The sequence below is a fragment of the Pseudomonas sp. H1_D05 genome (assembly GCF_054682705.1).
Genome location: NZ_CP162825.1, coordinates 4303233 through 4315586, shown reverse-complemented (window position 1 = coordinate 4315586; position 12354 = coordinate 4303233). Strand labels below are relative to the sequence as shown.

General features: G+C 60.7%; 10 protein-coding genes. 7 read left to right on the top strand and 3 right to left on the bottom strand.

The genetic code is table 11. The features are described 5' to 3' along the window. Window positions 1-10 precede the first annotated feature (10 nt). Window positions 11-880 carry an isocitrate lyase/PEP mutase family protein gene (locus AB4O11_RS19465; protein ID WP_007919546.1) on the top strand — a complete coding sequence of 290 codons (870 nt, stop codon included), beginning with the start codon at window positions 11-13 and terminating at the stop codon, window positions 878-880. Between the two features lie 133 nt (window positions 881-1013). Here the strand turns inward: AB4O11_RS19465 and AB4O11_RS19460 are convergent, their stop codons facing one another. From AB4O11_RS19460 to AB4O11_RS19450, 3 genes are all read right to left on the bottom strand, one after another. Continuing rightward, window positions 1014-1316, bottom strand: a complete 303-nt coding sequence (locus tag AB4O11_RS19460; protein WP_460127948.1) for a hypothetical protein — start codon at window positions 1314-1316, stop codon at window positions 1014-1016. 404 nt (window positions 1317-1720) lie between these two features. Next, the gene (locus AB4O11_RS19455) at window positions 1721-2959 is read right to left on the bottom strand and encodes a M20/M25/M40 family metallo-hydrolase (RefSeq protein ID WP_460127946.1); all 1239 of its coding nucleotides are present in this window, start codon (window positions 2957-2959) and stop codon (window positions 1721-1723) included. Between the two features lie 215 nt (window positions 2960-3174). Further along, a complete protein-coding gene (locus AB4O11_RS19450) occupies window positions 3175-4248 on the bottom strand; it encodes a diguanylate cyclase (protein WP_194934642.1) in 1074 nt (357 codons plus the stop codon). A 177-nt stretch (window positions 4249-4425) separates the two neighbouring features. Between AB4O11_RS19450 and AB4O11_RS19445 the strand changes: the two genes are divergently transcribed. The 6 genes from AB4O11_RS19445 (at window position 4426) to hglS (ending at window position 12219) form a co-directional block, all read left to right on the top strand. After that, the gene (locus AB4O11_RS19445) at window positions 4426-5880 is read left to right on the top strand and encodes a flavin-containing monooxygenase (protein ID WP_460127944.1); all 1455 of its coding nucleotides are present in this window, start codon (window positions 4426-4428) and stop codon (window positions 5878-5880) included. A gap of 21 nt (window positions 5881-5901) precedes the next feature. Beyond that, window positions 5902-6828 carry an alpha/beta fold hydrolase gene (locus AB4O11_RS19440; RefSeq protein ID WP_460127942.1) on the top strand — a complete coding sequence of 309 codons (927 nt, stop codon included), beginning with the start codon at window positions 5902-5904 and terminating at the stop codon, window positions 6826-6828. A 148-nt stretch (window positions 6829-6976) separates the two neighbouring features. Next, window positions 6977-8476 carry a glycolate oxidase subunit GlcD gene (gene glcD, locus AB4O11_RS19435; RefSeq protein ID WP_460090453.1) on the top strand — a complete coding sequence of 500 codons (1500 nt, stop codon included), beginning with the start codon at window positions 6977-6979 and terminating at the stop codon, window positions 8474-8476. Next, a complete protein-coding gene (glcE, locus tag AB4O11_RS19430) occupies window positions 8476-9525 on the top strand; it encodes a glycolate oxidase subunit GlcE (protein WP_460127940.1) in 1050 nt (349 codons plus the stop codon). Before glcD ends, glcE begins: the two co-directional genes overlap by 1 nt. Before the next feature lie 2 nt (window positions 9526-9527). After that, window positions 9528-10748 (top strand): glycolate oxidase subunit GlcF, encoded by a 1221-nt coding sequence (gene glcF, locus AB4O11_RS19425; RefSeq protein WP_460127938.1) that lies wholly within the window; start codon window positions 9528-9530, stop codon window positions 10746-10748. Window positions 10749-10836: 88 nt separating this feature from the next. Continuing rightward, complete coding sequence (gene hglS / locus AB4O11_RS19420; protein ID WP_460127936.1) at window positions 10837-12219, top strand: 2-oxoadipate dioxygenase/decarboxylase HglS; 1383 nt, start codon at window positions 10837-10839, stop codon at window positions 12217-12219. The last annotated feature ends 135 nt before the right edge of the window (window positions 12220-12354 follow it).

Here is a 12354-nt window from a genome sequence, read left to right as displayed (position 1 = left end):
TGGAACTCGTATGACCAGGCTTTCCCATCAAGATTTGCGCCGTAACTTCCGTCAACTGCTGGCTTCCGACACCTGCTATCACACGGCTTCGGTGTTCGATCCGATGTCCGCACGGATTGCCGCTGACCTCGGTTTTGAAGTGGGGATTCTCGGCGGTTCCGTGGCCTCGTTGCAGGTGCTCGGTGCCCCGGACTTTGCCTTGATCACCCTCAGCGAGTTCGCCGAACAGGCCACCCGCATCGGCCGCGTCGCCCAATTGCCGGTGATCGCCGACGCCGACCACGGCTACGGCAACGCCCTCAACGTGATGCGTACCATCGTCGAGCTGGAGCGCGCCGGCGTCGCCGCCCTGACCATCGAAGACACCTTGCTGCCGGCGCAATTCGGGCGCAAATCCACCGACCTGATCACCGTTGCCGAAGGCGTCGGCAAGATCCGCGCGGCGCTGGAAGCCCGGGTTGATACGGAAATGGCGATCATCGCCCGTACCAATGCCGGCATTTTGCCGAACCAGGAAATCATCAGCCGCACTCGCCAGTACCAGGCGGCCGGGGCTGACGGCATCTGCATGGTCGGGATTCAGGATTTCGATCAGCTTGAGCAAATCGCCGAACACCTGACCGTACCGCTGATGCTGGTGACCTACGGCAACCCGGCGCTGCGCGACGACAAACGTCTGGCCGAACTCGGTGTACGCGTGACCATTGATGGCCATGGTGCTTACTTTGCGGCGATCAAAGCGACGTATGACAGCTTGCGTGAACAGCGGCAGATCTTCACCCAGGCCTCCGACCTGAGCGCGACCGAGTTGACGCACACCTATACACAGCCGGAGGAATACATTCTCTGGGCCAAGGAATACATGAGCGTCAAGGAGTGATGCGCACGCTTCACCGGCCCTTTCGCGAGCAGGCTCGCTCCCACAGTGGATCTTGGTTAAACACAACATTCGTGTTCGACACCGATCAAATGTGGGAGCGAGCCTGCTCGCGAAGGCGTCCGCCGCTACACCGCTAAACCGGCGTCTTGTAAGCCTCTTCCCGCTGCACCGCCCGCGCCTGAATCACATTCAGAATCGCACAGCCCTCGCGCATCAACAGATGAACCGCGCTGGTCACCCGTGTCAAATCACAATCGGAAATGCCCTCGAGGTTGAGGCTGGCAAAGGTGTCGGCCAGATCGCGCACAACCACAAACCGGTGCATCGCACAGGCGGCCATGTCGCTGAGTTCTGAGTGGGTGTTAAGGAAGAGCACCGGGGATTCGGCGTCGTAGGTGTCGATGGGGAGGAAGCGGGGCATTACTTGGTCGGTCATAGAGTTCACTCCAAATAGGGGTCAGGTGCTGTATTCGACCGGCCAAGATCGTCGCAGATTTTTCTGCGAGCCGAGACTATAAGAGCCGCGCTCAACGGCCGCAATGAGCGCTTCTGTCTGACTTTTCGGTATTTTTTGTACGCCGTTCGCGACTTCCATTTTTCCCACAAAAGCCCCTCACCCTAGCCCTCTCCCAGAGGGAGAGGGAACCGATTGGGGGATGCTCGGGAGCTTCGTCGACTTGTGACACCGCGCTGAATCCGATTTTGAATTCAAAGTTAATCTTTCAGGTCGCCGTGTTAATCACAAACAACGTGGTCAGTCCCCTCTCCCTCTGGGAGAGGGTTAGGGTCAGGGCAAATGCACCTGACACCCCACCCGCATCAGTCACACCACAAACCCACTCACCGCGGTTTGGCCAACTCCATAATCATCCGCGACAACAGATAAATCCGCGGCGCCACGCTCGCTACTTCGGCGTATTCCTCCGGCGTGTGGATATTGCCGCCGACAATCCCGAAACCATCCAGCGTCGGCGTGCCAACCCCGGCAGACAAACTCGCATCCGCCGCGCCGCCACTGCCCTCCTCGGTCAACTTGCGACCAATCTCGCCATAAATCCCTTGAGCCATCGCCATCAGGCGATCCGACTCAGGCGTTTGCGGCATCGGGGGCAAGCCGCGTTGCAATGAAGTCTTCACTTCCGTCTCAGCAATCAACTTGTCCTGCGACACCCGCGCCAGATCCTTTTCGATCCGGTCAAACTCCTCCGGCACCGCCGCGCGCACGTCGGCCTTGGCGGTGGCTTGATCGGGAATCACGTTGGTGCGGTCGCCGGCCTTGAGCACGGTGAAGTTGATGGTGGTCTTCTTCGCCTCATCGCCGAGTTTGCCCAACTGCAGAATCTGGTGCGCCGCTTCCATCGCGGCGTTGCGCCCCAGTTCCGGGGCGACGCCGGCGTGTGCGGCTCTACCCTTGACCTCGACCAGCGCCGTCGCACTGCCCTTGCGCCACACCACCAGGCCATCGGCCGGGCGGCCCGGCTCAAGGTTGAGGGTCACGTCGTGCTGTTTGGCGGTTTTCTTGATCAGATCGGTGGCGACGTCCGAGCCGGTTTCCTCGCTGGCATCAAGCAGGAAGGTGATTTGCGCATAGTCCTTGAAGTCGAGGTTTTTCAGGACTTTCAGTGCATAGATCCCGGCGACGATGCCGCCCTTGTCATCCATCACCCCTGGCCCGTAAGCGCGGCCGTCCTTGATGTGGAACGGCCGCTCGGCCGCCGAACCTTCCTTGAACACCGTGTCCATGTGCGCCATCAGGAGGATTTTCGCCTTGCCGGTGCCTTTCAGCGTCGCCAGTACATGGTTGGATTTTTCCGGCGTGTTCGGCACCAGTTCGATGGTCGCGCCGAGTTTTTTCAACTCATCGATGGCGATGTCGCTGACTTGCTTGAGGCCTGGCTCGTAACCGGAACCGGAGTCGATATTGACCAGCCGTTCCAGCAATTTCAGCGCTTCTGGCTGGTATTGCTCGGCATCAGCGAGCACTTGTTTGTGCGGTTCGGCAAAGGCGTAGGCAGCCGAGAAGGCGAGAGACAGGCCGAGGCTAGCGGCCAGCAGGGAGCGAGAAAATGAGCACGTCATGAAGCGATCCTTGTTTCGCGTCGGGGGGGATTTAACCGTACCCGACATCGGCGCGAGGCTCTACACCGAATGCGACACTGATCTAACCGACAACACACAACCCCCTGTGGGAGCGAGCTTGCTCGCGAAAGCGGTGGATCAGTCAACATTGATACAGCCTGGCAGGACGCCTTCGCGAGCAAGCTCGCTCCCACAGGGGATCTACGGTGTAGCGGTCAAACCGAATCCAGCAACGTCTGCCGGGACTTGTCATCGCAATTGCAGATCACCCGGTTACGCCCGCTGGCCTTGGCCTCGTACAACGCCTGATCGGCATCATTGAGCCAGCGTGTTGCGTCGGTGTGCGCCGGATCGTACGCCGCCAGGCCGATGCTCAAACTGACCTTCAATGCCGGATTCTGCTCATACCCCAGAATCGCAAAACGCTCACGCAACGCCTCCATGGCTTGCGCGGCGTTGAACAGCGGCAGATCCGGCAAAATCACGCAGAACTCATCACCGCCATAACGCCCGGCAACGTCCGTCGCCCGCAGGTTTTGTTTAAGCAACTTGCTCAGTTGGCGCAACACGATGTCGCCCGCGACATGGCCGTAAGTGTCGTTGATCGCCTTGAAGTGATCGATGTCGATCAACGCAATTGCAGCGCCCTGCTTCTGCCGCTTGCAGCGCTGAAAAGCGATCTCCAGTTGATCCTTCCAGGCGCCATGATTGAGCAGCCCGGTCAGGCTGTCGGTGCGGCTCAAGGCGAGCAATTCGCGTTTATGCAAGCCAAGCGTGTAGGCCTGACGAAAGCAGATCCAGCCCAGCGCCAAGGGGTACAGCAGCAGTAACGGGAAACAGGCGTACATTTGTGCAGGCGTAGTTTGCGGAATGAATGCCGGAGCAAACACCACCAGCCCGACGCCGACCCCGAGCAACTGCGCCGCAGAGCCTGCCAATAGAAAACGTGAACCACCGATTGCGACGTTGTTCATTGCCATCATCGAAATGGTCGTGGCAGTGGGCAGCGGATTGAAATGCATGGCGGCAAGCCAAAAGCCGCCGAAAAAAGCGTCAATCAACAGATTGCGGTGTTCAGCGTGGTAAGGAACCCGGGCGCGGCGCGCCCATTGAAACGCCAGATGCGGCCAGATCAGGCCATTGAAGAACATCAGTGCCCAGACCCACAGCGGCGGATCGAGCGAGTACATCGACACGCTCACGCACACGAGCCCCAGAATCAACCCGAGGATGCGCGACGTATAAAGCCTCCTGGCCAATGAAAGTCCCTTTCCTCCGGTATTTCCCATAAGGACCTCGATCACGCACACCGCAGGACGGATGTGCTGGAAGTCTAACAGGGCGACGTTAAATAGCCATCACCGGCCAGCGGGCTGAATAGCGCGACATCAGGACCGCACACAGGGCAAATATTTGGCTATACATGAAAGGAGCAAAATGGAAAAAAAACTATAAGAAGGAGACCCATGCACACCTATCACGTGTTGATCATCGGCAGCGGTTTTGGCGGTCAATGTGCTGCGGTCAACCTGCTCAAGGCCGGGATCGACGATTTTCGCCTGCTGGAGCGACGGGACTTCTTTGGCGGCACCTGGTGCCAGAACACCTACCCCGGCGCGGCGGTGGACGTGCCGTCGCCGCTGTATTCGCTGTCGTTCGCGCCGTACCGCTGGTCGCAGATGTTCGCCGGACAGGCCGAACTGCAGCGCTACACCGAGCATGTCATCGAGCAGTTCGGTTTGCGTGAGCGCGTGGAGCTGGAGGCCAATGTCGCGCGCGTCGAATGGGACGACACGGAAAAACGTTGGGCCGTACACACCGGAAGCAAAGGCACCTTTTATGCGCAGTTCCTGATCAATGCCACCGGACCATTGAGCCAACCGGTCATCCCACACTTTCCCGGCCAGGATCGCTTTCAAGGCAAGACGTTTCATACGAACAACTGGGATCACAGCTACGACTACCGCGCTAAACGCGTGGCCATCGTCGGCAGCGGTGCCAGTGCGGTGCAGGTGATTCCGGCGATTGCGCCGCAAGTCGATCACCTGCACGTGTTTCAGCGCACGCCACACTGGGTGCTGCCCCGCGCCGATCGTCAGTTCGGACCGCTGCAACGCTGGCTGCTCGGTCTGAAACCCGCCTACAAATTATTGCGCTGGCTGATTTACTGGCAATTCGAAACCCGCGTCATCGCGTTCAAATACTCGAAAGCGGCGATTCACATGGTCCAGCAGCACGCCCTGCGCTTCCTCAAACGCCAGGTGCCAGACCCGGCGCTGCAAGAAAAACTCACCCCGGACTTCACCATCGGCTGCAAACGGGTGCTGGTGTCCAGCACCTATTACCCGGCGCTGAGTCGCGCCAACGTCACCTTGCATACCCGCGAGCAAGGCATTGCGTCCATCGACGAAACCGGGATCAACACCGAGGACGGTCAGCACATCGATGTTGATCTGATCGTCTGGTCGACCGGTTACGACGCCACCGACGGGGTGATTTCCTACCCGGTCAGCGGAAAAAACGCCGTGCAACTCAGAGAGGTCTGGGCGCAATACCCGCGCGCCTATCTGGGCACCAGTCTGCCGGACTTTCCCAACCTGTTTATCGTCACCGGCCCGAACACCGGCATTGGGCACACCTCGGCGCTGTTCATCATCGAATCGCAGATGAACTACATCCTTGACTGCATTCGTACCGTGCAGGCGAAGGGTCTGCGCAGCATCGAAGTGCGCCGTGAAGCGGAACGTACCTACACTGAGATGATTCATCGGGAGATGGAGCGCACGGTCTGGAAGTCCGGCGGCTGCCACAGTTGGTATCAAAGCAAGAGCGGTCATGTGATCGCGATGTTTCCCGGCTTCAGTTTCAGCTACCACCGCTTGACCCGAGCGCTGAAACCGGCCGACCACATTCTGTCCTGAACACGTAAAAGGAAGACGTCGATGCTTTTGCTGTTTGTCGCCCTCGCGGTTTTCGTGGCCTGGAGCTGGTTGAGTTATCCGGCGGTCGGTCATTGGCTGTACGACCTGAACATGGCCATCGAGGCCAAGTTGTACAAATTGCACAAGATCGAAGTGCCGATCGCCGAGATGACCGTCTCGACTTGGCAGGGCGGGCCGTATGAAGCGGCCAGCGCGATTCTGATGCTGCATGGTTACAGCGGCGACAAGAACCTGTGGCTGCGCTTTTCCCGGCACTTTGTGCGCCAGTATCGGGTAATCATCCCGGACCTCGCCGGCCATGGTGAAACCGGCTTCAAGGCGGGCGGCGGCTACGACATTCCGTTGCAGGCCAAACGCATGATCCAGTTGCTCGACGTTTGCGGCGTGGAGAAAGTCCATGTGATCGGCAACTCGATGGGCGGCTACATCGCCGCGTGGCTGGCGGCGACTTATCCGGATCGCATCGCTTCGGTGGCACTGATCGACCCGGCGGGCGTCACCGCACCCGAGGCCAGCGACATGGAGCGGCATCTAGCGCGCGGGCATAACCCGTTTCTGATCAATTCGCGGGAAGAGTTCCAGCAGTTCTACGCGATGACCATGGCCACGCCGCCATGGGTACCCAAATTGGTGCTGGACGCCATCGCCCAGCGCTACGAACAACAACGCGATGAACTGGAAGAGATCTTCCGCGATTTTCGCGCCAGCCCGCCGATGGAGCCGAAACTGGCCGACATCAAGTGCCCGGCGCTGTTGCTCTGGGGGCGCAAGGATCGGCTGATCGACGTCAGCAGCGTGCCGGTGTGGAGCAAGGGCATCGCCAATTTGCGTGTGGATGTCTGGGATCACGTCGGGCACATGCCGATGGTTGAACAGCCGGGGAATACTGCGCGCCTGTATCGCGAGTTTTTGGGGAGCCAAAGATGACAATGCACTCTGCCCCTGCCCCTGATCGTTCCCACGCTCTGCGTGGGAATGCAGCCCGTGACGCTCCGCGTCACTGGACGCGGAGCGTCCCTAGAGGCGTTCCCACGCAGAGCGTGGGAACGATCACGCGAGAAATCGGTAGGTCGAGATGAACATTCTTTATGACGAGCGCCTCGACGGTCCGTTGCCGCAGGTGAACAAGGCCGAATTCCTCAAGGCATTGCAGCAAGCGCTGCCTGATCTGGATATTCTGTGGCGCGAGGAAGAACTCAAACCCTACGAATGCGACGGTCTCTCCGCCTACCGCACCACGCCGATGCTGGTCGCCCTGCCCCGACGACTTGAGCAAGTGCAAATCCTGCTCAAACTCTGCCATGAAAAAAACGTCCCGGTGGTTGCCCGTGGTGCCGGCACCGGGTTGTCCGGCGGCGCCTTGCCGCTGGAGCAAGGCTTGCTGCTGGTGATGGCGCGCTTCAACAACATCCTGCACATCGACCCGGCCGCGCGCACCGCGCGGGTTCAGCCGGGGGTGCGCAATCTGGCGATCTCCCAGGCAGCGGCGCCCTTCGGCCTGTATTACGCGCCGGATCCATCCTCGCAGATCGCCTGTTCGATCGGCGGCAACGTCGCCGAAAATGCCGGCGGTGTGCATTGCCTCAAGTACGGTTTGACCGTGCACAACCTGCTGAAAATCGAAGTGCTGACCATCGAAGGCGAACGCCTGACCCTCGGTTCGGACGCCCTCGATTCAGCGGGTTTCGATTTGCTCGCGCTGTTCACCGGCTCCGAAGGTTTGCTGGGGATCATCACCGAAGTCACGGTCAAACTGCTGCCCAAACCGCAGGTCGCGAAAGTCCTGCTGGCCAGTTTCGATTCAGTGGAAAAGGCCGGCCGCGCCGTCGCCGAAATCATCGCGGCGGGGATTATTCCCGGCGGTCTGGAGATGATGGACAACCTCGCCATTCGCGCCGCCGAAGATTTCATCCACGCCGGTTACCCGGTCGACGCCGAGGCGATTCTGCTGTGCGAACTCGATGGTGTCGAAGCCGATGTCCACGATGATTGCCAACGGGTGCGCGAGGTCATGACCGCGGCCGGCGCCACCGAAGTGCGTCAGGCCCGCGACGAAGCCGAGCGCGTGCGTTTCTGGGCCGGGCGCAAAAATGCCTTTCCGGCCATCGGTCGTTTGTCACCGGACTATTACTGCATGGACGGCACCATCCCGCGCCGCGAATTGCCCGGGGTTTTGCAAGGCATCGCCCGCCTCAGCGAAGAATACGGATTGCGCGTGGCCAACGTATTCCATGCCGGCGACGGCAATATGCACCCGCTGATCCTGTTCGACGCCAATCAACCCGGCGAACTGCACCGCGCCGAAGCCTTGGGCGGCAAGATCCTCGAACTGTGCGTGCAGGTCGGCGGCAGCATCACTGGCGAACACGGCGTCGGCCGCGAGAAAATCAACCAGATGTGCGCGCAGTTCAACAACGACGAACTGAGTCTGTTTCACGCAGTAAAAGCCGCGTTCGACCCACAAGGCCTACTCAATCCCGGCAAGAACATTCCGACCCTGCACCGCTGCGCCGAATTCGGTGCCATGCACATTCACGCCGGGCAATTGCCGTTCCCCGAACTGGAGCGTTTCTGATGGCTGACGTCGATGCCGCCGGCGCCTTGCTTGATCAGGTCAACGAAGCGCGGGCCAACGCCACTCCGTTGAAGATTCAGGGCGGCAACAGCAAAGCCTTTCTCGGCCGCGAAGTAGCCGGTGAAGTGCTCGATACCCGCGCCCACTGCGGCATCGTCCGTTATGAACCGACCGAACTGGTGATCACCGCGCGCGCCGGCACGCCGTTGTCCGAACTCCTCGCGGCGCTGGACGCTGTTGGACAAATGTTGCCGTGCGAGCCGCCGGCATTCGGTGAAGGCGCCACCGTCGGCGGCATGATCGCCACGGGGTTGTCCGGGCCACGACGGCCGTGGTCTGGCTCAGTGCGCGACTTCGTCCTCGGCACCCGAGTCATCACCGGCCTCGGTCAGCACCTGCGTTTCGGCGGCGAAGTGATGAAGAACGTCGCCGGTTATGACCTGTCGCGGTTGATGGCCGGCAGTTACGGCTGCCTCGGCGTGCTCACCGAAGTGTCGCTGAAAGTCCTGCCGAAACCGCGCCAGTGCCTGAGCATTCGCCTCGACATGGAATGCGCGCGGGCGCTGGCGAAGCTTGCCGAATGGGGTCAGCAACCGTTGCCGATCAGCGCCGCGTGCCACGATGGCCAGAGCCTGTATTTGCGGCTTGAGGGCGGCGAAGGTTCGGTGACGGCGGCGCATCAACGCCTCGGGGGTGAGCCGTTGGATTCAGGGTTCTGGCGGGATCTGAATGAGCAGCGTCTTGCGTTTTTCAACGAAGGTTTGCCGCTGTGGCGCTTGTCGTTGCCGAACAATCTCGGGCCGCTGGATCTGCCCGGCGAGCAACTGATCGACTGGGCCGGCGCGCAACGCTGGCTAAAATCCGACGTCGAGCACTTACATATTCTTGCTCAGGAACTCGGCGGCCATGCCACCTGCTTCACCCACGGCGCCAGCTCTTCGCCGTTCCAGCCGCTGGCCTGGACACTGCTGCGCTATCACCGACAACTCAAGGCGCAACTCGACCCGCAAGGGCTGTTCAACCCCGGGCGCATGTACGCGGAGTTCTAGCCATGCAAACCACCCTCAGCGAACAATCGCGCCAGTTGCCCCGCGCCGCCGAGGCAGAAAAGATTCTGCGCACCTGCGTGCATTGCGGCTTTTGCAACGCGACCTGCCCGACCTATCAGTTGCTCGGTGATGAACTCGATGGCCCGCGCGGGCGCATCTACCTGATCAAGCAAGTGCTCGAAGGCGCACCCGCGACGGCGCAGACACAACTGCATCTGGACCGCTGCCTGTCGTGCCGCAACTGCGAAACCACCTGCCCGTCCGGCGTCGACTATCACAACCTGCTCGACATCGGCCGCGCGGTGGTCGATCACGCGGTGCCACGTCCGGCCGCGCAACGCCTATTGCGCGAAGGGTTGCGCGCATTGGCGCCGAATCCGGGGTTGTTCAAAGGCTTGCTGCGGGTGGGCACGACGTTTCGGCCGCTGTTGCCGCGCTTGCTGGAAAGCAAACTGCCGCAGCATCTGCCGTTTTCCGGTTTGCGCCCTGCCCCGCGCCATGCCCGGCAGGTGTTGTTGCTTGAAGGCTGCGTACAGCCGGGGTTATCGCCAAATACCAATGACGCCACGGCGCGGGTGCTGGATCGCTTGGGCATCAGTGTCACCCCGGTGGCCGAGGCCGGGTGTTGCGGCGCGCTGGACTATCACCTCGACGCGCAAGCCAAAGGCCTCGACCGCGCCCGGCAGAACATCGATGCCTGGTGGCCGCACCTGCAAAACGGCGCCGAAGCGATTGTGCAGACCGCCAGCGGTTGCGGCGCATTCATCAAGGATTACGGGCATTTTCTGGAAGACGATCCGCTGTATGCGGCCAAGGCCCGGGAAATCAGCGAGCGGACGCTGGATCTGGTGCAGATACTCGCGCAGGAACCGCTCGAAAAAGTCTGCGCGGCGAGCGAGCGGCGGATTGCCGTGCATTGCCCGTGCACTTTGCAGCACGCGTTGAAATTGGGCGGCGCGGTGGAAGCCGTGCTGACACGCCTGGGTTTCAATCTTACCGCCGTGCCCGACGGCCATTTGTGCTGCGGCTCGGCAGGTACGTATTCGCTGACACAACCAGTGCTGGCCCGGCAACTGCGCGACAACCGCCTCAACGCGCTGGAGAGCGGCCGGCCTGAGCTGATCGTCACCTCAAACGTCGGCTGTCAGAGCCATCTGGCCAGCGCCGGGCGCACGCGGGTGATGCACTGGATCGAACTGGTGGATCAGTCGTTGGCAGAATGAAGTTCGTAGGATTCTTCGTTTGCCCGCGTGCGAGAAGGCTGCGATCTTTTCCCTCATCCACTCCGTGACCGTGGCAGGAATTTTTTTCATGACTGTGCAGCCGTTCGTCAGCCCCGACCTGATCCGCCAACGCTTCTCCAAAGCGATGTCCGACATGTACCGCGAAGAAGTGCCGCTGTACGGTGCACTGATGGAGCTGGTGGAGCAGACCAACCGCGAGGTGCTGGCCCGTCAGCCGGATATCGCCGAGCAGCTCAACAGCACCGGTGAAATCGGGCGGCTGGACATGGAGCGTCACGGCGCGATCCGCGTGGGCACTGCCACGGAGTTGGCCACCCTTGCCCGCCTGTTTGCGGTGATGGGCATGCAACCGGTGGGCTATTACGACCTGACCCCGGCGGGCGTGCCGGTGCATTCCACGGCGTTTCGCGCGGTGCATGAAGAGGCGCTGCAAGTCAGCCCGTTTCGCGTGTTCACGTCGTTGTTGCGCCTGGAGTTGATTGAGGATGCGCAACTGCGCGCCTTTGCAGAATCGGTATTGGCCAAGCGTTCGATCTTTACCTCGGAGGCGTTGCGCCTGATCGCGCAAGCTGAAACCGCAGGTGGTTTGAATGAAAGCGAGGCCGAGGCATTCGTCCTGCAGGCACTGGAAACTTTTCGCTGGCATCACAGCGCTACGGTGACTGCTGCGCAATATCAGACGTTGAGCGCGCAACATCGCTTGATCGCCGACGTCGTGGCGTTCAAAGGCCCGCACATCAATCATCTGACGCCGCGCACGCTGGACATCGACCGCGTCCAGGAACAGATGCCAGCCCATGGCATCACCCCGAAAGCCGTGATCGAAGGCCCGCCGCGCCGGCAGTGCCCGATCCTCTTGCGCCAGACCAGTTTCAAGGCGCTGGACGAGCCGATCGCCTTCACCGATCAGAACCAGACCCGTGGCAGCCACAGCGCGCGTTTCGGCGAGATCGAACAGCGCGGCGCGGCACTCACGCCCAAAGGCCGGGCCCTGTACGACCGCTTGTTGAATGCCGCACGCGATGAACTCGGCGACTTCCCCAACGAAGCCAACGCCGCACGCTACAACGCGCTGATGGCTCAGCACTTTGGCGAATTTCCTGACAGTGTCGAGGGTATGCGTGAACAAGAGCTGGCGTACTTTCGCTATTTCGCTACGGAAAAAGGACTGGCTGCTGGAGGGCTTGGGCAGTCGTCTCTGGAGGACTTGTTGCGCGATGGCTATGTGAAAGCGCAGCCGTTGGTGTACGAAGATTTCCTGCCAGTGAGTGCGGCGGGGATTTTTCAGTCGAACCTAGGCGATGCCGCGCAGGCGCATTATGGCGAGCATTCCAATCGGCAGGCGTTCGAGCAGGCGCTGGGGCGCGCGACCATTGATGAGTTGGGATTGTATGCGGCGACGCAGCAGCGTTCGATTGATGAGTGTCTGACACAACTTGCGATCTTTTGATCTGAAAATCTTGAAGCAGCCGCCTCGACCAAATGATGGCGCGTGGCCATTGTGCGCAAGAAGTTGCGCACTTGTTTTGTAAAAAAGCCTGATAAAACCGCTGAGAGCCACGTCGTACAAGGCCTGCAGCCAAGT